General features: G+C 66.2%; 23 protein-coding genes and 6 pseudogenes. 17 read left to right on the top strand and 12 right to left on the bottom strand.

Going from position 1 to position 23,668, the window contains the following annotated elements:
* The 7 genes and pseudogenes from serS (at window position 1) to GNX96_RS15010 (ending at window position 6,419) form a co-directional block, all read left to right on the top strand.
* Entirely contained in the window at window positions 1–1,269 is a 1,269-nt protein-coding gene (serS, locus tag GNX96_RS14980; protein ID WP_163568554.1) for a serine--tRNA ligase, read from the top strand.
* A complete protein-coding gene (locus GNX96_RS14985; protein WP_163568555.1) occupies window positions 1,266–1,664 on the top strand; it encodes an HAD family hydrolase in 399 nt (132 codons plus the stop codon). The genes serS and GNX96_RS14985 overlap by 4 nt, the downstream gene beginning before the upstream one ends.
* A gap of 122 nt (window positions 1,665–1,786) precedes the next feature.
* Entirely contained in the window at window positions 1,787–2,128 is a 342-nt protein-coding gene (locus GNX96_RS14990; RefSeq protein WP_163568556.1) for an HAD family hydrolase, read from the top strand.
* A gap of 51 nt (window positions 2,129–2,179) precedes the next feature.
* On the top strand, window positions 2,180–3,004 hold the full coding sequence (locus GNX96_RS14995) for an LLM class flavin-dependent oxidoreductase (RefSeq protein WP_163568557.1): 825 nt from the start codon (window positions 2,180–2,182) through the stop codon (window positions 3,002–3,004).
* A 1-nt stretch (window position 3,005) separates the two neighbouring features.
* Window positions 3,006–3,827 carry an LLM class flavin-dependent oxidoreductase gene (locus tag GNX96_RS15000; protein WP_163568558.1) on the top strand — a complete coding sequence of 274 codons (822 nt, stop codon included), beginning with the start codon at window positions 3,006–3,008 and terminating at the stop codon, window positions 3,825–3,827.
* Window positions 3,828–3,898: 71 nt separating this feature from the next.
* A pseudogene (locus tag GNX96_RS15005) lies at window positions 3,899–4,725 on the top strand (LLM class flavin-dependent oxidoreductase).
* Window positions 4,726–4,923: 198 nt separating this feature from the next.
* A pseudogene (locus tag GNX96_RS15010) lies at window positions 4,924–6,419 on the top strand (potassium/proton antiporter).
* 88 nt (window positions 6,420–6,507) lie between these two features.
* Here GNX96_RS15010 and GNX96_RS15015 read toward each other — a convergent pair.
* The 4 genes and pseudogenes from GNX96_RS15015 to GNX96_RS51960 all read right to left on the bottom strand — a co-directional run bounded on the left by GNX96_RS15015 (window position 6,508) and on the right by GNX96_RS51960 (window position 8,567).
* Window positions 6,508–6,951 (bottom strand): LLM class flavin-dependent oxidoreductase, encoded by a 444-nt coding sequence (locus tag GNX96_RS15015; RefSeq protein WP_163568559.1) that lies wholly within the window; start codon window positions 6,949–6,951, stop codon window positions 6,508–6,510.
* 25 nt (window positions 6,952–6,976) lie between these two features.
* Window positions 6,977–7,420: pseudogene (locus GNX96_RS63565) on the bottom strand (LLM class flavin-dependent oxidoreductase); the annotation flags it as partial.
* Complete coding sequence (locus tag GNX96_RS15025; RefSeq protein ID WP_163568560.1) at window positions 7,405–8,307, bottom strand: LLM class flavin-dependent oxidoreductase; 903 nt, start codon at window positions 8,305–8,307, stop codon at window positions 7,405–7,407. The gene GNX96_RS15025 and the pseudogene GNX96_RS63565, both read right to left, overlap by 16 nt.
* Window positions 8,304–8,567 (bottom strand): hypothetical protein, encoded by a 264-nt coding sequence (locus GNX96_RS51960; RefSeq protein WP_279580397.1) that lies wholly within the window; start codon window positions 8,565–8,567, stop codon window positions 8,304–8,306. The genes GNX96_RS15025 and GNX96_RS51960 overlap by 4 nt, the downstream gene beginning before the upstream one ends.
* Here GNX96_RS51960 and GNX96_RS15030 point away from each other — a divergent pair.
* The gene (locus GNX96_RS15030) at window positions 8,554–9,153 is read left to right on the top strand and encodes an HAD hydrolase family protein (RefSeq protein ID WP_279580398.1); all 600 of its coding nucleotides are present in this window, start codon (window positions 8,554–8,556) and stop codon (window positions 9,151–9,153) included. The two genes, GNX96_RS51960 and GNX96_RS15030, sit on opposite strands and share 14 nt — an antisense overlap.
* Here the strand turns inward: GNX96_RS15030 and GNX96_RS15035 are convergent.
* Both GNX96_RS15035 and GNX96_RS15040 read right to left on the bottom strand, forming a co-directional pair.
* A complete protein-coding gene (locus GNX96_RS15035) occupies window positions 9,150–9,737 on the bottom strand; it encodes a bacterial proteasome activator family protein (protein WP_163568561.1) in 588 nt (195 codons plus the stop codon). The two genes, GNX96_RS15030 and GNX96_RS15035, sit on opposite strands and share 4 nt — an antisense overlap.
* A complete protein-coding gene (locus GNX96_RS15040; RefSeq protein ID WP_163568562.1) occupies window positions 9,718–10,050 on the bottom strand; it encodes a hypothetical protein in 333 nt (110 codons plus the stop codon). Before GNX96_RS15040 ends, GNX96_RS15035 begins: the two co-directional genes overlap by 20 nt.
* 31 nt (window positions 10,051–10,081) lie before the next feature.
* Here GNX96_RS15040 and GNX96_RS63570 point away from each other — a divergent pair.
* Window positions 10,082–10,156 (top strand): annotated as a pseudogene (locus GNX96_RS63570) (hypothetical protein); the annotation flags it as partial.
* Window positions 10,157–10,283: 127 nt separating this feature from the next.
* Entirely contained in the window at window positions 10,284–10,739 is a 456-nt protein-coding gene (locus GNX96_RS15045; RefSeq protein ID WP_163568563.1) for a hypothetical protein, read from the top strand.
* A 57-nt stretch (window positions 10,740–10,796) separates the two neighbouring features.
* Here the strand turns inward: GNX96_RS15045 and GNX96_RS15050 are convergent, their stop codons facing one another.
* Window positions 10,797–11,618, bottom strand: a complete 822-nt coding sequence (locus tag GNX96_RS15050; protein WP_279580400.1) for a hypothetical protein — start codon at window positions 11,616–11,618, stop codon at window positions 10,797–10,799.
* Here GNX96_RS15050 and GNX96_RS51970 point away from each other — a divergent pair.
* Window positions 11,608–11,769 (top strand): hypothetical protein, encoded by a 162-nt coding sequence (locus GNX96_RS51970; RefSeq protein WP_279580401.1) that lies wholly within the window; start codon window positions 11,608–11,610, stop codon window positions 11,767–11,769. The genes GNX96_RS15050 and GNX96_RS51970 overlap by 11 nt on opposite strands.
* 94 nt (window positions 11,770–11,863) lie before the next feature.
* Here the strand turns inward: GNX96_RS51970 and GNX96_RS63575 are convergent, their stop codons facing one another.
* From GNX96_RS63575 to GNX96_RS63585, 3 genes and pseudogenes are all read right to left on the bottom strand, one after another.
* Window positions 11,864–12,883: a glycoside hydrolase domain-containing protein gene (locus tag GNX96_RS63575; protein WP_163568566.1), complete on the bottom strand. Its 1,020-nt coding sequence runs from the start codon at window positions 12,881–12,883 to the stop codon at window positions 11,864–11,866.
* Window positions 12,783–13,202 (bottom strand): glycoside hydrolase domain-containing protein, encoded by a 420-nt coding sequence (locus GNX96_RS63580; protein WP_163568567.1) that lies wholly within the window; start codon window positions 13,200–13,202, stop codon window positions 12,783–12,785. Before GNX96_RS63580 ends, GNX96_RS63575 begins: the two co-directional genes overlap by 101 nt.
* A 6-nt stretch (window positions 13,203–13,208) precedes the next feature.
* A pseudogene (locus tag GNX96_RS63585) lies at window positions 13,209–13,909 on the bottom strand (hypothetical protein); the annotation flags it as partial.
* A 19-nt stretch (window positions 13,910–13,928) separates the two neighbouring features.
* Here GNX96_RS63585 and GNX96_RS51985 point away from each other — a divergent pair.
* A complete protein-coding gene (locus GNX96_RS51985) occupies window positions 13,929–14,282 on the top strand; it encodes a hypothetical protein (RefSeq protein WP_279580402.1) in 354 nt (117 codons plus the stop codon).
* Here GNX96_RS51985 and GNX96_RS15075 read toward each other — a convergent pair.
* A complete protein-coding gene (locus GNX96_RS15075) occupies window positions 14,279–14,980 on the bottom strand; it encodes an NUDIX hydrolase (RefSeq protein ID WP_163568635.1) in 702 nt (233 codons plus the stop codon). The genes GNX96_RS51985 and GNX96_RS15075 overlap by 4 nt on opposite strands.
* Window positions 14,981–15,037: 57 nt before the next feature.
* Between GNX96_RS15075 and nadA the strand changes: the two are divergent.
* From nadA to GNX96_RS15100, 5 genes and pseudogenes are all read left to right on the top strand, one after another.
* Window positions 15,038–16,067: pseudogene (gene nadA / locus GNX96_RS15080) on the top strand (quinolinate synthase NadA).
* On the top strand, window positions 16,064–17,638 hold the full coding sequence (locus GNX96_RS15085; RefSeq protein ID WP_163568569.1) for an L-aspartate oxidase: 1,575 nt from the start codon (window positions 16,064–16,066) through the stop codon (window positions 17,636–17,638). Before nadA ends, GNX96_RS15085 begins: the two are co-directional and overlap by 4 nt.
* The gene (nadC, locus tag GNX96_RS15090; RefSeq protein ID WP_163568570.1) at window positions 17,635–18,501 is read left to right on the top strand and encodes a carboxylating nicotinate-nucleotide diphosphorylase; all 867 of its coding nucleotides are present in this window, start codon (window positions 17,635–17,637) and stop codon (window positions 18,499–18,501) included. The genes GNX96_RS15085 and nadC overlap by 4 nt, the downstream gene beginning before the upstream one ends.
* 217 nt (window positions 18,502–18,718) lie before the next feature.
* A complete protein-coding gene (locus GNX96_RS15095; RefSeq protein WP_279580404.1) occupies window positions 18,719–21,019 on the top strand; it encodes an AfsR/SARP family transcriptional regulator in 2,301 nt (766 codons plus the stop codon).
* Window positions 21,000–21,959, top strand: a complete 960-nt coding sequence (locus GNX96_RS15100; RefSeq protein WP_279580405.1) for a hypothetical protein — start codon at window positions 21,000–21,002, stop codon at window positions 21,957–21,959. The genes GNX96_RS15095 and GNX96_RS15100 overlap by 20 nt, the downstream gene beginning before the upstream one ends.
* 59 nt (window positions 21,960–22,018) lie before the next feature.
* Here GNX96_RS15100 and GNX96_RS15105 read toward each other — a convergent pair whose 3' ends face one another.
* Complete coding sequence (locus tag GNX96_RS15105) at window positions 22,019–23,413, bottom strand: MFS transporter (protein ID WP_279580406.1); 1,395 nt, start codon at window positions 23,411–23,413, stop codon at window positions 22,019–22,021.
* Window positions 23,414–23,668: the final 255 nt, after the last annotated feature.

The raw sequence follows: 23,668 nt of genomic DNA on the forward strand, positions 1-23,668 counted from the left end.
GTGATTGACCTGCGCCTTATCCGTGAAGACCCGGACACCGTCAGAGCAAGCCAGCGAGCCCGCGGCGAGTCCGCCGAAGCGGTGGACACGTTGCGGGCCGCCGACGAGTCCAGGCGTTCGGTGGTGCTGCGCTTCGAGCAGCTGCGGTCCGAGCAGAAGTCGCTGGGCAAGCGAATTCCGAAAGCGACCGGCCCCGAGCGCGAGCAGTTGATGGCGCGTACGAAGGAGTTGGCCGCCGAGGTCAAACGGGCCGAGAGCGCGGTGGCCGAAGCCGAGACCACCCTGCAGCAGGCCCAGCTGGCCATCCCGAACGTGGTCCAGCCGGACGTGCCGCCGGGCGGCGAGGACGACTACGTGGTGCTGCGCGAAGTCGGCGAGAAGCCGGAGCTGGAGAAGGTGCGCGACCACCTGGAGCTCGGCGAGGGCCTGCGGGCCATCGATATGGAACGCGGCGCCAAGGTCTCTGGCGCCCGGTTCTACTTCCTCACCGGGATCGGCGCGCAGCTGCAGCTGGCGCTGCTGACGATGGCCGCCGACCAGGCGATCGACCACGGCTTCACACTGATGACCACGCCATCGGTCGTACGCCCGGAGATCATGGCCGGCACCGGGTTCCTGGGCTCGCACGCGCCTGAGGTCTACAAGCTGGAAGCCGACGACCTCTACCTGGTCGGGACGTCCGAGGTGGCGCTCGCCGGCTATCACAGCGACGAGATCATCGACCTGTCGAAGGGTCCAGTCCGGTATGCCGGCTGGTCGTCGTGCTATCGCCGGGAGGCCGGCTCGTACGGCAAGGACACCCGCGGCATCATCATCCGGGTGCACCAGTTCGACAAGCTGGAGATGTTCTCGTACGCACGACCCGAGGAGGCAGCCGCCGAGCACGACCGGCTGGTGGCCTGGGAAGAGGAGATGCTCAGCAAGGTCGAGCTGCCCTACCGGGTGATCGACACGGCGGCCGGTGACCTCGGCTCGTCGGCGGCGCGCAAGTACGACTGCGAGGCCTGGCTGCCGTCGCAGAACCGCTGGCTGGAGCTCACCTCCACGTCGAACTGCACGACCTTCCAGGCCCGCCGGCTGAACATCCGCTATCGCGACGAGAACGGCAAACCGCAGACCGCGGCGACCCTGAACGGCACGCTCGCCACCACCCGGTGGATCGTCGCGATCCTGGAGAACCACCAGCAGCCGGACGGGTCGGTACGCGTACCGAAGGCGTTGCAGTCGTATCTGGGTGGTCGCGAGGTCCTCACCCCGGTGGCTGGATGAGCCAGCGGGCGGGCGCGAATCCGGACCAGGGCTGGCGGCCGAAGCTGGTTGTCCTGGACCTCGACGGCACGGTGGTGCCGTATTACCAGGAGCGGGCGCTGCCCAACCAGCGGGTAAGGGACGCCGTCGCGGCGACGCTGGCGGCTGGCGTACCGGTCACCATCGCCACTGGCCGGGCCGTGTGGAGTGCCCTGCCTACCGCCGCTGACCTGGGCCTACACGGCATCCAGCTGGTTTGCAGCAACGGCGCGGTGGTCTTTGACGCGGACGCTAGGCAGGTTCGGCACGAGGTCACCTTCGACCCGACCCCCGGCCGCGCAGGCGCTGCTGTCCGCGGACGTACACCTCGCTTTCGCGGTGGAGCGCGGGCTGTCCGGCTTCCTGCACACCGCTGACTTCCACCTCGACTTTCCGTCGAAGTTCTTCGGCGTCGCCGACCTGCCCGAGCTGTTGTCCCAGCCGACCACCCGGCTGGTGGCTCGTCCGTCGGACGGTGACACTCGTGGTGAGGAGTGGCATGGCGCGGCCGCGCGCGCGGTGGGCCGAGGAACTGGTCGCTTCGGTCCTCGACCCGGCGAAGAACAGCTGGGAAACCGGCTACACCGGCTGGATCGACGTGTCCGGTCCGAATGTGAACAAGGCGACCGGCGCCGCGATGCTGGCCGCGGATCTGGGCGTGGACGTGGCCGACGTGCTGGCCATCGGCGACGGCAGCAACGACATGCCGATGTTGCGGTGGGCCGGCAGGTCGGTCGCGATGGGCCAGGCCCCGGACAAGGTCAAGGCGGTCGCCGATGTGGTGACCGCGACTGTCGACGAGGACGGCGTAGCGGTGGAATTGGAGCGCTGGTTCGGATAGTTCCGACTTAGGATCGTTCACGACATGAATTGATCCGCAGGAGGAACCGACATGACGACCAGGCCTTTCCGTTTTGCCGCCGTCCGTTCACCGCGAGGGGACGGCGCGCAGTGGCGGGCCACCGGGCAGCAGGTTGAGCAGCTCGGCTATTCGACCCTGCTGATGCCGGACGGGGTGCACTGGCTTTCCCCGATCCCCAGTCTCGCGGTCGCCGCCGGCGCGACCACGACGCTGCGGGTGGGTACGTTCGTGCTCGCGGCCTCACTGCGGACGCCCAGGTCAGCGGCCTGGGACGCGCACACGATGACGGTTGTTACCGATGGCCGCTTCGACTTCGGTATCGGCGTCGGCCGGCCGTCGATGAAAGAGGAGTCGGCGGTTCTCGGGATGCCGTACGGGACCGGCGGCGAACGGTTGGAGCAGGTCGCGCAGGCCATCCGGCACGTACGCGAACTGGATGGCGACGCGCGTACCCCGGTCATGATGGCGATCAGTGGCGCGCCCAAGGCCAGGGCGCTCGCGGCCGCTGAGGCCGACAGCATCCAGTTGGCGGTCAACCCGGTGCTGCCCGAGGCCGAGCTGGCCGAGGTCGTCGCCGGCATTCGGGAGGCGGCCGGCGACCGTGCCGATCAGATTGAAATCGGCGCTAACATTTTCGCGGTGAATTCCGAGCTGCCGCCGCCGGAGATGGAGAACTTCCTCGGTACGACCACGAAAGCCCTGATCGAGCACAACTCGGTGTCGTATTTGCGCGGTGACGTTTCGGAGATGGCGGACGAGCTGGAACGGCGCCGGGAGGCAACTGGACTCTCGTACTTCACTGTGCATTGCTACGAAGATTTCGCGCCGGTGCTGGAAAAACTGGCGGGTCGCTGAGATGCCCGCATTCAGGTTCGGGGTGACGCAGGTCCCGATCGGTGACGGCGAGCAGTGGCGAGCCGCCGCGGTGCGGGTCGAGGAACTCGGCTATTCGACCCTGCTGATGCCGGACGGCGTTTTCCTGCTGTCGACGGTGCCCAGTCTCGCGGTCGCGGCGACCGCGACCAGCACTCTGCGGGTGGGCTCGTTCGTGCTCGCGAGTCCGCTGCGTACGCCCAGGTCAGCGGCCTGGGACGCACACACGTTGACGGTCTTGACGAACGGCCGGTTCGATCTAGGGCTGGGCTCTGGGCGGCCGTCGATGAAGGACGAGTCCGCCATCTTGGGCATGCCCTACGGCTCCGCGGCGCGGCGACTGGAACAGGTTGCCGAGACGATCAAGCACGTGCGGGAGCTGGATGGCGAGGCTCGTACGCCCATCATGATCGCGATTGGTGGCGGACCGAAGGGCACCGCGCTCGCCGCCGCCGAGGCCGACATCGTGCATCTCGCGATAGGCGCGCTCACGCCGGACGACGAGATCGCGGCCATCACCGGGCGAATCCGGGAAGCGGCCGGCGACCGGGCCGACCGGATCGAGATCGCGATGAACATCTGGACGGTGAACGGCGACCTGTCGCCGCGTAGCGAGAGCTTCATCGGTACGGACGCGAAGACGATCCGGGACACCCAGTCGGCGGCCGGCCTGTGGGGCAGCACTCAGGAGATGGCCGACGAGCTGGAACGCCGGCGTAAGGCCCTCGGCGTCTCGTACTTCGTCCTCAACGGCGACTCGAAGGAGCAGTTCGCGCCGGTGCTGGAGAAGCTGAGCGGTCACTGAGAGTGCTTAGCTCTCAGAATGATTCCACTGTAGAATCATTTCGTAGTGCACTCAATTGAGAAGGTGGCGTGATGGCTGGCAGGGCTTTCCGGTTCGGGGTGGTGGCGGCGCCGCAGGGCGGCGCGAAACAGTGGCGGGATCTGGCCGTACGAGCCGAAGAGCAGGGCTTTTCCACCCTGCTGACCCCGGACAACCTGCATTTCGCGGCGCCAACCGTGTCGCTGGCGATCGCCGCGAGCGTCACCACCAGCCTGCGGGTGGGCACGTTCGTGCTGGCCAGCCCGCTGCGTACGCCCCGGGCCGCGGCCTGGGACGCGCACAGTCTGAGCAGCATGACCGAAGGTCGGTTCGAGCTGGGTCTGGGCACCGGGCTGCCGGTCATGAAAGACCAGGCCGCCGAGCTCGGCCTGTCGTACGAGTCGGCCGGCGGCGGCTGCGGCAGATCTCCGACACCATCGATCACGTACGCAAGCTCGACGGTGATGCGCACACGCCCGTCATGATCGCCGCCGGCGGACCGAAAGCGCGCGAGCTGGCCGGGCAGAAGGCGGACATCGCGGCGCTCGCCGGCGGCGCCTTCGTCACTCGTGACGAGACTGCTGAGCGGGTCGCCGAGGTGCGGGCCGCGGCCGGCTCGCGGGCTGACGACATCGAGTTCTCGATGAACCTCTTCGTGGTTGGTGATGCGGACATGCCGGAGTGGGTGAAGGGTTTCGTCGGCGCGGACCGGGCCACCCTGGTCGAGCGTGACTCGCTGGCACTGTTGCCCGGCAGCCCCCAGCAGATGGTCGACGAACTGCAGCGCCGGCGGGACGCTTTCGGGACTTCGTACGTCACCGTCAACTCGGTCTTCATGGACGACCTCGCGCCGGTAGTGGCGCAGCTCACCGGAAAATAGTCTCTCCCCAAATCCCCCTGTACGTTCGCGCGTACAGGGGGATTTTCTTTGTCCCGCCCAGGGTTTCGCCGGACTGTCCTCAGTGGACTGCGCGTATTGTGCGTTTTGGTGGGCACCGCCCCATCAAGTAAACTTGGCTTTACCGAAGGCGTCGTGCGGCGGAAGGGGTACGCCGATGGCCGTACTTTCCGGGCCGCTGTGATCAGCGAACACCTCACTCTCGTGCTGCTGGCTGGCAGCGTCATCCTGCTGCTGGCCGTGGTCGCGGTGCGTGCGGCCGTACGAACAGGGCTGCCCAGCCTGCTGATCTATCTGGGCATCGGGCTGGCCATCGGCGACGCGGGCCTGGGGATCCGGTTCTCCGACGCCGAGCTCACCCAGAGTCTCGGGCTGATCGCGTTGGCGGTGATCCTCGCCGAAGGCGGGCTGACCGCCCGTTGGGACACTATTCGGCCGGCGCTCGGCCCGGCCGCGCTGCTGGCCACCGTTGGGGTGCTGGTCAGCGTCGTGGTGACCGCGGTGATCGCGCACTGGGTGCTGGCGACGGACTGGCGTACGGCGTTGCTGCTGGGGTGCGGGTGGTGAGTGGCACCGACGCGGCCGCGGTCTTCTCCGTACTGCGCCGACTGCCGCTGCGCGGGCGGCTGGCGGCGATCCTGGAGGCCGAGTCCGGTTTCAACGACGCGCCAGTCGTCCTGCTGGTCACACTTGTGGTGTCCAATGCCTGGTCGCAGTCGGGACTGTGGGGTGCGCTCGGCACCATGGGCTACGAGTTGGCCGTCGGCATCGCGATCGGGCTGCTCGCCGGATGGATCGGGCAGCAGGTGCTCAGCCGGGTGTCGCTGCCGGTCGCCGGGCTCTATCCGCTCGCGATAATGGCTTTCGCGATGTTGTCGTACACCGGGACGACCCTGCTGCACGCCTCCGGCTTCCTCGCCATCTATCTGACTGGTCTGTGGCTCGGCAATTCCCACCTGCCGCACCGACACGCCAGCATCGGTTTCGTCGAGGCGCTTGCGTGGCTGGCGCAGATTGGCATGTTCGTGTTGCTCGGCCTGCTCGCGAGCCCGCTGCGGCTGCCGGCCGCGATCGTCCCGGCTTTGGTGATCGGCACCGGATTGCTTCTGCTCGCCCGGCCGTTGTCGGTGCTCGCCTCGTCGTTGCCGTTCCGGATTCCGTTACGGGATCAGGCATTCCTGTCGTGGGCGGGCCTGCGCGGAGCCGTACCGATCGTGCTCGCGACCATCCCGCTGGCCACCCACAGTGTCAACGGCGAGCTCATCTTCGACATCGTTTTCGTGCTGGTCTTCGTTTTCACGTTGATTCAGGCGCCCACTCTGCCGTGGGTGGCGCGGCGGCTCGGGGTGGTCGCCGACACCGAGGTGCGCGACGTCGACGTGGAAGTCGCGCCGCTGGACCAGATCAACGCCGACCTGCTCAGCGTCACCGTGCCACCGCATTCACGCCTGCACGGCTCGTACGTGCTGGACCTGCGGCTCCCCGAAGGCGCGGTGGTCTCCTTGGTAACCCGCGGCGACGACACCTCGGTGCCCAGCCTGCACACCCGACTCGCCGTCGGCGACACCCTGCTCGTCGTCGCCGCCGACGGCGTACGCGAAGAAGCCGAACGCCGCCTCCGCGCCGTCGGCCGAGCCGGCCCACTCGCCCGCTGGTTCGGCGAATCCGGCCGCTAGGGTTTGGTGTCAAGGGCGCTTGACGGCGCGAAAGTGTCGTACGTGTCTGTTTTTTTCTTTCCCCCTTCACAAAAACTGAGCCGTTCCGTTACATTCGCGGGTGCCTGGATGGTGGTTCGCCGGAATCTGGGGCGAGGTGGAAGTGGGCGGCGATCTGGTCGACGACCTCGACGGGGTCGTTCCAGCGGTCGTCGTCGGGGCGTGGGTAATGGAAGATCGTGTCGGTGAAACCGGCTTCGGTCAATTCGCCGGTGAAGTCGGTGAAAGCGGTCAGTGAGGCCGTCACGTGTTCCGGGATGAAGCCGGCGGTGAAGATTTTGTCGATGGTGCTGGGATCCCGGTTGATTTTCCCGCATTCGTCCTCGATGATCCGCCATTGCGAGGCGATGTTGAGGCGCCATTGCGCGAAGTCCTTGCCGCCTCCGGTGGTGACCCAGGCGTCGGCGTGCCGGGCGGCCAGCGCGAGGGCCTTCCGGCCGGTTGCGGCGATGGCGAAGGGGATGCGGGGGTTTTTGTACGCAGCCGGGGACAATTCTGACCTGGGAGGCGCTGTAGTACGTGCCGGAAAATGTCGTTTCCGGCTGGGTCAGCAGAGTGTCCAATGTGGACAGGAATTCGCCGAACCGGCCGACGCGTTCGGCTGCGGGCCACGCCGGGCGGCCTAGTGCGGACTCGTCCCAGCCACCCATCGCGCCGGCGCCGATGCCGAGGATGAAGCGGCCGGCGGAGATCTGGTCGAGGGTCATCAGCTCATGCGCGAAAGGGACCGGGTGCCGGAAGCTGGGAGAAGCGACCATGGTGCCCAGCCGGATCCTGCTGGTGGCCGCGGCCGTCGCCGTCAGCAGCGGGAGGGCGGAAAGCCACGGTCGGCCGGCGTATTCGCGCCACGACAGATGATCGGGCATCCAGAGATGGTGGAACCCGAGGCTTTCCAGTCGGCGGGCCCGGGCGATCCAGGTCGGCCAGTCGTCGGTTGGGAGCTGCATCACTCCGATACGCATGAATTTTCCGCTGATCCGTGAAGAAAACGTTGGGCGATCTGCTCGACAACCTCGATCGGGTCGTTCCACCGTTCGTCGTCTTCGCGCGGATGCTGGAAGACCAGGTCGGTGAAGTCGGCCTTGCCGAGTTCGTCGACGAGATTGGCGAAGGTGTCCACAGTGGAGGTGAAGCGCTCCGGAGTGCCGCCAGCGACGAAAATCTTGTCGATCGAGCCTGGATCGCGATCGATTTTCGCGCACTCCTCCTCGATGGTTCGCCACTGTTCGGCGATGCTGAGCCGCCATTCCTCGACCGGCCTGGTCGGGCTCGCGCCGGTCGTCACCCAGGCGTCGCCATAGCGGGCGGTCAGCGCCAGCGCTTTACGTCCGACCGCGGCTATGCCGAACGGCAACCGTGGTTTTTGCGCGCAACCAGGCACAATCCTGACCTGGGAGGCGCTGTAGTACGTGCCGGAAAGCGTCGTTTCCGGCTGGGTCAGCAGAGTGTCCAATGTGGACAGAAATTCGCCGAACCGGCTGACGCGTTCGGGTGTGGACCAGGCCGGCAGGCCCAACGCGGTGGCGTCCCAGCCGGTGCCACCAGCGCCGATGCCGAGGATGAAGCGGCCGGCGGAGATTTGGTCGAGGGTCATCAGCTCATGCGCGAAGGGCACCGGGTGCCGGAAGTTCGGCGAGGCGACCATGGTGCCGAGGCGGATGCGGTTGGTCGTGGCGGCGGTGGCGGTCAGTAGCGGGAGCGCCGACATCCACGGCCGCCCGGCATACTCCCGCCACGACAGGTGGTCGAAGGTCCAGAGATGCGCATAGCCGAGACTGTCCAGGTGGCGGGCCCGAGCGAGCCACGTCGGCCAGTCATCGGTGGGCAGGCACAGCACTCCAATTCTCACAATCCCCGACCGTACCTGCGCACCCCGACAGTGCCGGGCGAGGATAGGAGGATGACCCTGCCCGGCATGATCGCCTGCGACCTGGACGGCACCCTGCTCCGCAGCGCGACCTGACCATCTCCGAGCGGACGATCGCCGCCCTCGCCGCGGCCCGTACGGCCGGCGTGCCCTTCGTGGTGGTGACCGGCCGGCCGGCCGGTGCGGTGGCTGGCGGTGGTGCTGGACCGGATCGGCCGGTACGCCGAGGTGATCTGCAGCAACGGCGCCCGCGTCCTGGACGTGGACGGCACCGACCTGATCACCTGGCCGATCAGTCCCGCGAACCTGGCCGAGGCGACCCGGCGGCTGCGCGATGAGCTCGGCACCGTCCACTTCGCGGTCGAGCGGCACACCGGGATGGTCAAGGAGGCTGGCTATCGGGTACGGGCCGATCTCGCGCAGCCCCGCGAGCTGGAGCTCGCCGAGCTGGTCACCGAGCCGGCGCTCAAACTGCTCGCCCGGGTCTATGAGGCGGACGGCGACGAGCTGCTGGCCCGCTGTACGGAACTGCTGGCCGGGGTGGCGACCCCGACCCATTCCAGCCTCGCCGCCGGGCTGATCGAGATCTCCGCCGACGGGGTCACCAAGGCGGCTGCGCTGGACTGGCTGGCCGCGCGCCATGGCGTACGAGCCGAGGATGTCGTCGCATTCGGCGACATGCCCAACGACATCTCGATGCTGCGCTGGGCCGGCCACTCAGTGGCGGTCGCCGATGCCCACCCGGACGCCAAAGCCGCCGCCACCGAAGTCACGAAGAGCAACGATGACGACGGCGTGGCTGTCGTCCTGGAGCGACTTCTCAGCTAGAGATACTGCCCCGTACCAGGGGAGTGTCCGGAATCGCCGCGCTCCGGACCCGGCATGCCCGGGCCGCCGGGGCCGCCCATCAGGCCGATGCCCGGTGGCAGCGCGGGCCGGCCACCGCCGCCGCCACGCATCTGATCCAGCTGCATCCTCGCCGCCATCTGCTGCGCGACCAGCGCCGCCTGAATGCCGTGGAAGAGGCCCTCCAGCCAGCCGACCAGCTGGGCCTGCGCGATCCGCAGCTCGGACTCGCTCGGGGTGCCTTCGGCCAGTGGCAGGGACAGCCGTTCCAGCTCTTCCTTGAGCTCTGGCGCGAGGCCGTCCTCCAACTCCTTGATCGAGCGGCTGTGGATTTCCTTCAGCCGGGACCTGCTCGCCTCGTCCAGCGGGGCCGCCCGAACTTCCTCCAGCAGCTGCTTGATCATGGTGCCGATCCGCATGACCTTGGCCGGCTGCTCGATCAGCTGGGTCGGGTCCAGCTCCTCGCTGTCACCGTCGCCGGTGGTCGCCACCGCGACCGGCTGGCCGTTCGGTCCAATCACCACGACCTGGTGTGGCTCGCGGGTCTCACCCTGCTCTTCGCTCATGACGTCCATCCTCACGCACCAGCGCGCGAGGGGCGAGTACGGGGCGGCGTACCGTTCCCTTCTGGGTGATACGACGTGCGCTGATGGCGCTTGCAGTCCCCGTTGCGCTGGTCACGGTCGCCGCCGCTTGTACGGGGTGTGGCCACTCCGCCGCGCAGGCGTCGCCGACGCCGTCGGCCAAGGCCAGTTCGGTCGCACCGACGACGCCGCCGTCCCCGTCCGCCTCGCCGACCCCGTCGCCGAGTTGTGCGGGCCCAGGAGAGGGTTTCTCCTGCGATGACCGCAACCGGTTCGCGGCCGCGGAGACGTACATCAAAGCTCAGCCGGGCGTGATCGGCTTCGTGGTGCGCGACCGGCAGACCGGCGCGGTCTTCCACAGCGTCAACGCCGCGTACAAGCTGTGGACGGCTTCCACCGTCAAGCTCGCCATCGCCACGTACCTGCTGGAGGAGCAGGCCGCCGGCAAGATCACCCTGTCCAGCAGCGACAAGTCCCTGATGTCGTCGATGCTGCGGGTGTCCGACGACCACGCGGCCGACGTGCTGTGTGGAAGCGCGCGCGGGCGGGGCGGCGCAGCTGCCGACGTGGCGGGAGAAGTACGGGATGACCGGCGCCACCTTCGTGGACGGTTTCGACCGCTACTGGGGCTACATGAAGTGCGCGCCGAACGACCTCGACCACCTGATGGCGTACGTGCTGGACAAGACCTCGCCGGACATCCGCGCGTACTTGGTCGGCAAGCTCAGGTCGGTCGGCGAGAACCAGCAGTGGGGTGTCTGGGGTGGCGCTGACCAGGCGGCCAGCCCCGGCAACAAGGACGGCTGGTCGCAGGAACACGACGCCGGGACCCTGCACTGGGTCATCAACAGCGTCGGGTTTGCCGGCAAGGACGAGCGGTGGCAGGTCGCGATCATGTATCGCCTGACCCCTTCCGGTACGTACGACGGAGGCGTCGCGGCCGTCACCCATGTCGCCAAAGTTCTCCTCGCCGGCAAGCGTTAGAAAAGGGACCCGTTGGGGCGGCTGACCGCCCCAACGGGTCCCTCTCTTTGGGCTCTGTTACTGGCCGAAGCCGATGGAGAAGACGTGCATGTTGCCGCCGGTGGCCATCGGCAGCGTGACGCTGGCGACGGTCTTGCCGGCGGTCAGCGGGTTGGTGACGGCGAACAGGTACGTGTTGATGTTCTGCCGGCCACCGTCCGTGCCGTTCCGGTACGGCGTCTTCGCGATCGTCAGGTTCCCCGCCAGCGGCGGGTAGCTGTTGGCGCCCAGTGTCCAGTCGCTGAACCCGACCGCGACTTGCTGCGTGCTGCCGTCGGTGAAGGTGACGGTCATCGTGCCGGTCGCGCCGGCGCTGCCAGCGTTGGTCGCCGACCCGATCAGCCCGATCGACTTCGCGCCGGCCGGGGCGTTGACCGCGATGGTCTGGCCGGCCGCCTCGATGTTGTCCGGCTGCCCGACCGGCTGGTCCGGGAACAGGAAGCTGACCCCGCCGGCGGTCACGGTCGCGCCGCCGGTCACGCCGGCCGCCGCCAGGGCCGTCGCCGAATACGCCCAGCCGCTGGAGTCGTAGCTGCCGCCGACCTTCTGGCCGTCGTTCGTACGACCGGAGTTGCTGAAGTAGGGCCAAATCGAGCCGGGTTTGGCGACCGCGACCGCCACGCTGGACGGCAGCACCGGCTGGTTGTCACTGGAGGTCATCGCGAAGCTGACCGGGAATCGTCCCTCGGATGCGCCGGCGGTGACCGTCACATCCTGTTTGGCGGACGAGTGTGCGGCGACCGTCAACGTGCCGCTGGCCGGGGTGACCGTCAGCCCGGAAGCCGCCGATCCGGTCCAGTTCACCGTGATCGCCTTGTCGGTGATGTTGGTGGCCCGCACGTTCGCGGTGCCGGTGGCACCCGGTTGGACGATCAGGTTCCCGGCCGGCGACGCGGCGGTGAACAGGCCGCGCTGTCCGGTGCCGTCCGATGGCGGCGCGTCCGCCGGCGCCGAGCCCCAGACTTTGTTGGGGATGGTGGAAAGGTCGTAGTTGATGGTGGCGCCACCGGTGAGGGGACGAGAAGTCCAGCCACGGCTTGTCCGACTTCTTGCCGTTCACCGTCACACCGTTCACGTACGGCGCGTCAACCGCCGCGTTCGGCGCGGTGATGGTGACTTTTTTTGTTGTTGGCGAGGGTGATCACGGCCTTCTGGAAGACCGGGCTGCCCAGCACCAGGGTCGAGGTGCCCGGGGTCTCCGGGTAGAAACCGAGCTCGGACCACACGTACCAGGAACTCATCGCGCCCAGGTCGTCGTTGCCGAAAGATCCCACCGGAGCGTCGAAATAGAGTTCCTGCTGCGCCGCGCGTACGGCCGCCTGCGTCTTCCAGGGCGCGCCGGTGTACGCGTATTCCCACGGAATCTCGATGCTCGGCTCGTTGCTGAGGTCCGCGGAGGTCGCGCTCGGGTTGCTCAGATTCGTGAGCAGGCTGTCGAGATACTTGTTGTACGAGTCGTTTCCGCCGTGTGCCTCGATAAGCGCCTTCAGGTTGTGGTTGACCATCGGCGTGTACTGCGCCGCCGAGGTGCCTTCCACGAAACCGCTGCCGGTGCCCGGCGAGAAGCCCGGGACAAGCTGGCCGTCACCGTAGCGGGCCTGCAGATATCCGGAGCCGACGTTGAAAACGTTCTGCCAGTTCTGCGAGCGGGTGGCGAGTTTCTGGTACGTCGCGGTGTCGCCGAGCGATTTCGCGTACGACGCGATCGCGTAGTCCGCGATGTCGTACTCCTGCTGGGTGGAAACCGGGCCGTAGAAGTTGCAGCAGGCGTATTGGCCGTCGTACGGGATGTAGCCCTTGCTGTCCAAAGTGGACTGTGCGGGCCGGATCTGGTTCGGCTGGGTGGCTTCGGCCACCATCGCGTCGAGCGCGTGCTTCTTGTCGAAGTCGCGGGCCCCGAAGGCGTACGCGCCGGCGATGATGCCGTCCGCCGGGTCGCCGACCATCACGTACGACTCGCCGTTGGCCAGTGACCACTTGGGCAGCCGGCCGGACTGGTCGTAGTCATTCAGCGCTGAGGTCCCAGTCGCTGGCTTCCTGTGGTGCGACCACGGCCGCGAGCTGGACCTGCGAGCGGTAGATGTCCCAACCGGAATAGTTGGCATACTGCGCGTGGCCCTTGGCGGCTTTGTGGACTTTGCCGTCAAAGCCCAGATATTCGCCGTTGACATCGCTGAACACGTTGGGATGCAGCAAAGCGTGGTAAAGCGCGGTGTAGAACTGCTCCTGCTGAGCGACTGTTCCACCGCTGATCTGGATCTTGTTCAGGTATTTGTTCCAGGCCGCGTGGTTGGCCTTGCGTACCGCGTCGAAAGTAAACTTCGGGATTTCCGACGCGAGGTTCGCGGAAGCATTTTTGTCGCTGGTGAAGGAGATCCCGACCCGGGCGGTGATCGTCGGGGTCTTGGTCGCGTCCCAGGACAACGCCAGCCCGCCGGGGCCGGCCGCGGCCGCTTTCGGGGCTGCCTTGACGTTGTGTGCGCGCGGCGCGGGCGTGGCCGGGATGGACGTACGAGGGGTGGCCGCGCCGCTGTGGAAGGGCTTGGTGGCAGCGCCCGCGGGCACCGGAGCCGCGTCGGTGGAGGCGGCGGTGGCGGCCTGGTCCCAAGTCGCGGCGCTCTTGAAGGGGTGATCGAAAACAATGTCGAAATGCAGGGTGTAGTCGGTTTCCATGTCGGTGCCCTGGCCGCAGAAATGACCGGACGTGACCGAGCCGGTGACCTCGTGGTCGCTGACCGCCTGGATCTGCGCGCGCCGTCCACCGTGCTCGCGCTGTCCCGCGCCTTCAGCAGCAGGTTCGCCTGGGACGTACGCGGGAAGGTGAACTTGCCGATGCCGGACCGGGTGGCCGCGGTCAGTTCGGTGCGTACGCCCGAACCGAGGCTCACTGCGTAGTAGCCGGCCTGCGCGGTCTCGCTGATGTGCGAGAAACTCGCGGTCGCGGCGCCCGGATTGTCGCCAATCGCGCCAATAGTCGGCAAAATGGGCAGGTCGCCGTACGCGTCGCAGCCGGGGCCGGAGATGTGCGTGAGGCTGAAGCCGCGGGTCTGGCTGTCGTTGTACTCGTACCCGCCGCCCTGGGTGCGGTGCGGCGAGGTGTCCGGACTCCACTGCAGCATCCCGACCGGCATGTCGGCGCCGGGGAAGGTGTTGACCGCCCCTGAGGTGCCGATCAGCGGGTTGACCAGCGAGGCGGGGTCGGTGACGGGCTTGGGGGGGGCGGCCGCGCTCGCGGCGGTCGGGGCCAGCGTGGCGGTGGCCAGCACCACCGCCGCGGCCATGGAGAGTCTTGCCAAACTGCTACGTCTCGACATCGGTGATCCTTTTCCCGATATGACAACGTTGTCAGAAGTGGTGACGACAACCCGGAAAATTCCCGCTTCTTCGCGGCTTAACCGACGAGAGCCTAGGCAGCTACGCAATGCCAATCAAGGTTTCAAAAGCACTCTGACCTACATCGGCCGATATAACGATTTACCGAGTGATCATCAGGGCTTTTGCTAGCGAACGCTGCTGCGCGCGTACGGTCCGGCCGGCGGTCGCAGAACGGCGAACTGGTCTGTCACCTCGAGGCCGCCGGCGGCGAACCGGAACAGTGCGGCCGGCCGTCCGCCGGCCCGTCCCGGCGGGGCCGTCTCGCCGGTCGGCTCCAGCACGCCACGACGGGCTAGTACGCGCTGCAGGTTGGTGGCCGACACGGTGTAGCCCAGCGCGGCCGAATAGTGCGTACGCAGCTCGGAAATCGTGAACTCCGGCGGCGCGATGGCGAAGCCGATGTTCGTGTACGAGAGCTTCGCGCGCAGCCGGCCGCGGGCTCGCTCGACGATCGCGCGATGGTCGAAAGCGGTCTCCGGCAGCCGGTCGACGGGGTGCCAGGATGTGTCTTCGGGCACAGCCGGGTCGACGTGCGAAGGCACCAGACCGAGGAACGCGGTGGCCACCATCCGGGTGTCCGGGCGGCGATCCGGGGCGCTGAAAACGGACAGCTGCTCGACGTGGCTGAGCTGTCGTACGTCCACTTTTTCGGCCAGTTGACGGCGAATCGAGTGCTCCACGTCCTCGTCCGGACCGAGCCGCCCACCGGGGCGCGACGACCACCGGCCGGCGTCCGGTTTTCGGGCCCGCTGCCAGAGCAGCACCTGCAGCACGTGGGTACGGACCTGGAGCACCGCGGCCAGTACCTCATGTTCCACGGCGGTGATACTATCGCTCACAGTTTTCGCTTAGTAGTCGAAAACCCCGGCGGACGTTAACGCGCAATGGCCTCGCCGGGCATCTTCGAGGAGGCGCACGTGTCGGCACAGTTATCGACTCTCAGTCGAATTCCGACGACCTGGGGTGATGAAGTACGGGAGCTAGCAAGACAGGCGAACGCGGTGATCCTGGCGCACAACTACCAGGTGCCGGAGATTCAGGACATCGCGCACCATACCGGCGACTCGCTCGCGCTCAGCCGGATCGCGGCCGCCAGCGACGCCGACGTGATCGTGTTCTGCGGCGTCCATTTCATGGCCGAGACCGCGAAGATCCTGGCTCCGGAACGTACCGTGCTGATCCCGGACGCGAACGCCGGTTGCTCGCTGGCCGACTCGATCACCGCTGACCAGCTGCGGGACTGGAAGTCCGAGCATCCGGACGCGGTCGTCGTGTCGTACGTGAACACCACCGCTGCGGTGAAGGCGCTCACGGACATCTGTTGTACGTCTTCGAACGCGGTCGAGGTCGTCGAGTCGATCCCGGCTGACCGCGAGGTGCTGTTCCTGCCGGACCAGTTCCTCGGCGCGCACGTACGACGGGTCACCGGTCGGAAGAATCTGCACATCTGGATGGGCGAATGCCACGTACATGCCGGCATCAACGGCGACGAGCTGGCCGCGCGCGCGCGCGGCCGCCAACCCGGACGCCGAGCTGTTCGTCCACCCCGAATGCGGCTGCGCGACCTCCGCGCTCTACCTGGCCGGCGAGGGCCTGGTGCCGGCTGAGCGGGTCAAGATCCTGTCCACCGGCGGAATGCTCGACGCGGCTCGGCGTACGACCGGTGGCACGGTGTTGGTGGCCACCGAGATCGGCATGCTGCACCAGCTCCGGCAGGCGTCCCCGAGCGTCGACTTCCAGCCGGTGAACGCGCAGGCCAGCTGCCGGTACATGAAGATGATCACGCCCGAGAAACTGCTTCGCTGCCTGCGCGAACGCCGTGACGAGGTGCTCGTGGATCCGGAGACAGCGGCGGCGGCACGTACGGCCGTCCAGCGGATGATCGAAATCGGCCAGCCCGGTGGTGCCGAATGACCGGCTGGGAGGCGTCCGCCGACCTGGTGGTCGTCGGCAGCGGGGTGGCCGGCTTGACAGCCGCTATCGCCGCGCAGGAGCTGGGCGTAAGAGTGCTGGTGGTCACCAAGGCGGGCATTGCCGACGGCAGCACCGGGTGGGCCCAGGGCGGCGTCGCGGTCGTGTTGCCGGACGATCTCGGCGCGCGTACGCCCGAGGACTCGGTCGCCGCGCACGTCGCGGACACCATGACCGCGGCCGCCGGCCTGGCCGAGCAGGCCGCCACCGCGGCGATCCTCGCCGACGGGCCGGCGGCCGTACGCGGTCTGTTCGCTTCCGGCGCCCGCTTCGACCTCGCCTCCGACGGCACCTGGGCGCGTACGCGCGAGGGCGGTCACCGGGCCTTCCGGGTCGTCCACGCGGGCGGCGATGCGACCGGTGCCGAGGTGGAGCGCGCGCTCGTAGAGGCCGCTGGGAAGGCTTCGGTGCCGGTGTTGGAACGGCACCTGGTCACGTCCGTACTGACCGACGCTGTTGGCCGCGTTGCCGGCCTCGCGGTGTCGGACGGCTCCGGTCGGCCGGGTGTCGTGTCGGCTCCTGCTGTTTTGCTTGCCACCGGCGGATTGGGGCAGCTCTACAGCGTCACCTCGAATCCGGAGCAGGCCACCGGCGACGGCATCGGGCTCGCGCTGCGGGCTGGAGCCCGGGTGGCGGACCTGGAATTCGTCCAGTTCCATCCGACCGCGCTGCACACTGGCGCGACCGGTCGGGCTCCGCTGATCACCGAGGCGATGCGCGGTGAGGGCGCTGTTTTGGTTGATACTGCTGGTGAACTGGTGATGGCCGGCGTTCACCCGTTGGGCGATCTCGCGCCGCGAGACGTGGTGTCCGGTCGGATTGTTCGTCGGCTCGCCGAACTTTCGGCGGAGCACGTGCTTCTGGACGCCACACATTTGGACCGCGACCATTTCGTCCGGCGGTTTCCCACTGTCTATGCGTCCTGTCGAGCCGCTGGCATCGATCCGGTGATCGAGCCCATTCCGGTCGCGCCGGCCGCGCATTTCAGCTGCGGTGGCGTGGTGACCACAGTGGACGGTCGTACGGACGTGGTCGGTCTTTATGCGGCCGGCGAAGTCGCGCGTACGGGACTGCATGGCGCGAACCGGTTGGCTTCCAACAGTTTGTTGGAAGGACTGGTGGTCGGCGAGCGGGTAGCGCGCGCAGTGCATGCCGATCTTCCTGCTTTGTCGTTACGTTCATATGTAGCCGACGATCGTGACGTTTTCGGTGTGGCCGTTGACAAGTTGCGTACGACCATGAGCCGCTACGTCGGCATTGGGCGCGACGCCACTGGGCTGGCAACCGCCGTGGATGCGTTGGGCCAGTCCACAGTGGACGGAGATGCCGGCATGACACTGACGGCCCGCGCCATTGTCACCGCGGCCCTTGCCCGTACCGAAAGTCGCGGCTGCCACCTGCGTACCGACTATCCGGGCAGCAGCGAAAGTTGGCGGCACAGCCTGGAATTCGTAATGGACCCGGCTGGGTTTGTCGTACCGGCCGAAAATCGGCTTTTGGAGGGAGTGGGATGACCGCGTCTGGGGTGGACCTGGCTGAGGTGGATCGGGTCGTACGGACCGCGTTGGCGGAGGATTTGGCGTACGGTGGCGATGCGACCACCGAGGCGACCGTGCCGGCAGGTGTCAAGGGAATCGCCGAACTAACCCCGCGGGTGCCCGGTGTGCTGGCCGGTATTCCGGTCGCGCTGGCGGTGCTTTCCGAGGTCGCTGGCGGCGGATTCTCCGTACTCTCCGCGGAGACCGACGGCAGCCAGTTGGAACCTGGTAAACCCGTCCTGGTCGTTGAGGCCGAAATTCGTGCACTGCTGATCGCTGAGCGAACAATGCTGAACCTGGTCTGCCAGCTCTCCGGCGTCGCTTCCCTGACAGCCGCTTGGGTCGCCGCCGTGGCGGGCACCGGCTGTGCCGTCCGAGACACCCGCAAGACTGTTCCGGGGCTGCGCATTCTGCAAAAATATGCGGTGCGGTGCGGTGGCGGTCTGAATCTCCGGTTCGGCCTCGGCGATGCGATTCTCATCAAGGACAACCACATTGTGGCCGCCGGCTCGGTGACGGCCGCGCTGGAAGCCGTACGGGCACATGCCCCGCGGCTTTCCTGCGAAGTGGAAGTCGACTCATTGGAGCAGCTCGACGAGGCGTTGGCCGCTGACGCCGAATTGGTTTTGTTGGATAACTTCACCGCTTCCGAATGCGCGACCGCCGTTCGCCGCCGCAACGACAGCGGCTCGTCGACTCGATTGGAAGCTTCCGGTGGTCTGACCCTCGATGTGGTCCGTTCGTACGCGGAAACCGGCGTGGACTACGTGTCGGTCGGCGCGCTGACGCATTCCGCACCCGCTATCGACCTCGGTCTGGACCTGCGCCCGGTGGGATAGCCGGAGCCGGCGTTCAGGTCTTGGCAGGTGGTGGTGTCTGCTACCCGAACGCCGGCCCCGGGGTCTCTGGCACGTTTGCCCCCGTTTCCCATTGCAAACGTGCCGTGCCTATGGTGGCCTGAGGTCAGCTACATTTCGGCTACATCTTGTTGCCGAGTGTGAAATAGTGGGACAAACTGGGGCCGCAGGGCGGCTACAGACGGGGCCAGGTATGACGGTGGGACAACCTGACCCGGGCGTGGATGTTCTCGTCCTCGGCCCGGTCGGCCTTCAGCGCGGCGGCGAATTTCTTTCGCCGCCATCTGGTGTGTTTCGTGCTGTTTTAGCCGCGTTGGCGCTGGCGGGTCCCGCTGGCCTTTCGTCTTCTGAACTCTTCACCACGGTCTGGGGTTCCCGCGCGGCCACCGCCGAGCGCTCAACCGTCACGGTCACCATCCACCGCATCCGCCAATGGCTCCGCGATTCCGTCGGCGACACCGTACGACTGGAGCGCTCCAGCTCGACCTATGTCCTTGAAGTGACCGGCGTGATTGACGTTGCCCGTTTTTGGGAGCTGACTGCCGACTATCCGCATGATCAGGCGGACCAGCTTTTGGAGGCGCTGGGTTTGTGGCGCGGGCGGGCCTTGGCGGATGTGCCGCCGGACAGCCAGGATCCAATTGTGGTCGCACGTTTGGTGCGGCAGCGCCTCGATGCGGCGAACGCCTGTGCTCAGGCATTGATCCGCTCCCGAGAAGCCGATCATGCGGTCAGGGTTCTCGATCCGCTGATAGACGAATATTTCCTCGACGAGCCACTGCAAGCCGCCTGGATGCAGGCTCTTGCGGCCAGCGGACGTCAGGCTGACGCACTGGAGGCCTACGAGCGCGTCCGCAAACATTTGCGGACGGAGCTCGGAGTCGATCCCGGTTCGGTTCTCACCGAGTGCCTGGTGAAGATTCTGCGGGGTGCAGTTCCAGCCGCGGCGAGGCAGCTGCGGCTGGCTACTGCCGTACCGGCGCAGTTGCCAGCGGACGTCATTGCCTTTACCGGCCGCGCGAAACAACTGAAAACTCTCTACGCGTTGCCGTCCCAGGCTCTTCCGACATTTTCTCCGGTCCTGGTGATGTCCGGCCCAGGAGGAGTGGGCAAAACCAGCCTTGCGGTGCATTGGGCTTATCAGGTGGTGAAAGACTATCCGGACGGTCAGCTCTTCGTTGACCTACGAGGATATTCCAGGGAAACGCCGGTTACGGTGGTGGAGGCGTTGCACCGGTTCGTACGAGCGCTCGGATGTCCGCCGGACGAGATTCCGGCGGATCGCGACGAGGCGTCCGCGCTCTATCGTTCGATGCTTGCGGGCCGCCGGATTCTTATCGTTTTGGACAACGCCCAGTCCGCCGACCAGGTCCGTCAGCTCCTTCCGGGTGCTGGTGGTTGCACCGTTGTCATCACCAGCCGTGAGCGCCTGGACGGACTGACCGCGCGGGATGGGGCTCTGCGCCTGGATCTTGAGGTGCTGTCCCCTGAGGAAGCCCACGTCCTCCTCGAAAATTCGATCGGCACCACCCAGATTGCCGGACAGCATGAAGAAGTGCAGGTGTTGGCCCGTACTTGTGGATATCTCCCGTTGGCCCTCAGGGTTGCCGCCGCACACCTGTGCCGTAGCCCGAATATGACGGTCGGAGGCTACCTTCAGGAGATGGCCTATCTCGGCCCGCTGAATGCCCTGATCGTCGACGGTGACGAACAGGCGACGGTCGCGACCGCTTTCGACCTGTCGTATTCACGAGTTTCGCTGGAGGCCCAACGCTGCTATCGTCTCCTCGCTCTCGTTCCTGGCGCGGATATCTCCGCTCCGGCGGTCGGGGCACTGATTGCCAGACCTCTGGCGGAGGTTCGCAGCCTGCTGCGCACGCTCACCGCTGCCTATTTGGTGAGCGAACACAGGCCCGACCGATTTTCGATGCACGACCTGCTCACGGCCCATGCCCGTGGCTATCTGAATAGAGCGGAAATACCCGAAGAACAGCAGGCCGCGGTGGTACGGCTGTTCAACTGGTATCTCGGCCGTGCGGGTAGTGCCTCCGACCTGATTTATGCGATGACCAGGCTGCCGTCCGGGGTTGAACCCGTGGAGATACCCGCATTCGACGAGCCCGAGGTGGCGTCGAGTTGGCTGCAAAAGGAATTCGCGAACATTGTTTCGCTCGCACAGGAGGCAAATGTTCGTGACCTTCCCAACAGTTGGCTGCTCGCCGACGTATTGCGAGGGCATTTCGTCTACCACCGTCTGGTGCCGGAGTGGGATGTAGCCGTACAAGCCGGTTTTCGCTGCGGCCGAGCGCGCGGCCGACCCTGCCGGCCGGGCAGCGATGTACCTCAGCCAGGGTGGGCTGGCGCTCTATGCCGCACACGACATCACTGGGGCTGCGAACGGTTTTCGCCGTGCGGCCGAGAATGCGCAACTTTCCGATTGGCGAGCCGGTGCGGCGGTCGCGCTGCTCAGCCAGGCTTTGGTGGACCAGATCAGAGGTGATCTTGGTGCCTGCGTTGCCAAACTGACTCAAGCATTGCGCGTTGTGCGGACAGGGCCGCGATGGACGACAGAGGTCATCGCTCGGAACAATTTGGCATTCGCATATATCGACCAGGGCCGACTGCGGCAGGCGGTCAGCCAATTGACGCGGACTATTGATCAATGTCACGGGTCAGCAATTAGTCCGCTCGAGCTTCTTCTGGAGACCAGGGGTGACGCCTACCGCAACCTTGGATTCTTTGATCGCGCGCTCGAGGACCTGGTTGCCAGTATCGAGGCGAGTAGGTCGGTGGCGAGTCGCTATCATGAAACGCGCAGCCTTGCCACCCTCTCACTCGTCTACTCCGACAGCGGTCGTGCCGAGTCGGCACGAGCTACTGCACAGGCGGCGCGTCAGCTGGCTCGGGAGATCAAGGACCGGGGGCTGGAAGACTACGTGTCACTCGCATTAGGACGAGCGCACCATCTGCTAGGGGACGAAAGTAAGGCGATGGATGCCTATCAGACCATCCTGCAGCACGGCGACGATGTCGTCGATTTCTCGGTCTATACATCGGCGATGCTTGGGGTGGCAGCCGTTCTGCGAGAGCCAGCGGTGGTGAGTGAGGTCCTTGAGCTTCTTGCGGGCCGTGGCTACCGGGTCATTGAAGGAAAGGCGTACGGACTTCTTGCGGCGCTCTACCTGGGTGATGGCCAGTTCGCTGAAGCAGTCGCGGCGGCCGAGACGGCCGAGACCTTGTACGCGCCGACGGACCATCGACCTGGCCAGGTGTCCGTCCTGTCCACGCTTGCCGAGCTCCATCGGCGCGCTGGTAGGGAGTCCACGGCGGCCAACTGCGATCGACAGGCAGCCATTCTGCTGAAGGAGATTGACTGGCTGCCCGCGCCGACTAGTGGAGAATCTGGCATAGATCGCCTGCTTGACTCACGAATGCCGTAACTCGTACGGCCGGTCCCGAAAGTGTCGGAACCGGCCGTACGGTCGAGCAATAGCCGCGCTTAAGTGCTAGCAGCTGTGACCGCGGACAGCGGGGTGGCGAGTTCCTCCAGGGACTTGCCCTCGGCATCCACTCCGATGAAGGCCTCGACGACTCCGCCGATGATCATCAGAATGGCTCCGATCATGAAGCCCCAGAATAACGGTGTTCGGTCGAGATGGTGAACGTCCTTAGTCCCCAGCTCGATGAGGTAGCCGAAGAGAACGGGCGCGACAACACCGCCGCAGAGCTGTGAGATTGCGAAGAAGTACGAGATCGCCTGGCCCCGCAGCTCGAGCGGGAAGATTTCGCTGACGGTCAGGTAGCCGCTAGAGGCGCCGGCCGAGGCGATGAAGAAGATCACCGACCAGAAGATGGCCTGCGTGGTGGCGTTCAGCGCGCCAATCCAGAACAGGTAACCGCTGGCGACGAGCAGCACGCCGGAGACTATGTACGTGCTGCTGATGAGTTTTCGACGGCCTATGGTGTCGAAGAACGGCCCGAGCAGGAGGGGGCCAAGTAAATTGCCTACTGCGAAGGGAAAGAAGAAGAAACCGAGTGCGTCAGGAGCAACACCGAAGAATTTACCGAGGACCTGGCCCTGGGTGAAGAAGATCGCGTTGTAGAGAAACGACTGGGTCGTCATGAGAGTGAAACCCAGTACAGATCGCTTTCGGTATTTTCCCAGCATGATCTTGGTGATCTCGAGATAGGTCACCGGTGGGTAGTTGCGGACTTCGATGGCCTTGCTCTCGTCGACTTTCGGGATTTCCTTGCCAGCTGCCCGTACGCCCTGCTCGATGTCGTCGACGATCTTGGCCGCTTCCTCAGCGCGTCCGTGCGAGATCAGCCAGCGCGGGCTCTCCGGGATCCGCCGCCGCAGCATCCAGACGACGACACCGATGAGCGGTCCGATGAACAGCCCGATCCGCCAACCGACGTTGACTGGGATGATCTTCTCGTCCAGCAGCGCGAGGCTGGCCGCCGAGGCGATGGCGGCGCCGGCCCAGTAGGTGCCGTTGACGGCGATGTCCACTCTGCCGCGGAATCTGGCGGGTATCAGCTCGTCGATGGCCGAGTTGATCGCCGCGTATTCACCGCCGATGCCCATGCCGGCGATGAACCGGAGAACGGCCAGGGACCAGAAGTCGAACGAGAACCCGGCGAGACCGTTGAACACCAGGTAGAGGCCGAGGGTGATGAGGAACAGTCTTCGGCGGCCCAGGCTGTCGGCGAGCCGGCCGAAGACGAGGGCGCCGACGACCTCGCCGGCCAGGTAGATCGACGTGGTGATGCCGAATTGGCCGGGATGCAGATGCAGCGTGGTGGGAAGTTCGAGGGTGGTGGCGATGGCACCGGCGAACTGAATCTCGAGTCCGTCGAGGATCCAGCTGACGCCGAGTGTTATCAGCACCATCCAGTGGAATTTCGCCCAGGGCATGTTGTCCAAGCGAACGGGAACGAGTGTTCGATTGGTAGTGATCTTCCCGCCTTGTACAAATTCAGCCATATCCGGCCTCCCCTGCACCTGTTGCGCCGCGAGTTGCACTGGTCACACTCAGTGTGCGCCAGTCTGGTGGTTACCGATGCCCGGACGCTGACATTAGACGGCTGGCAATTATTGGCAACCCGGCTGACATCTCGCGGTAACTATTGCCCACATAGTGGGCGC

The sequence above is a fragment of the Fodinicola feengrottensis genome (assembly GCF_010993775.1).
Lineage (GTDB): Bacteria > Actinomycetota > Actinomycetes > Mycobacteriales > HKI-0501 > Fodinicola > Fodinicola feengrottensis.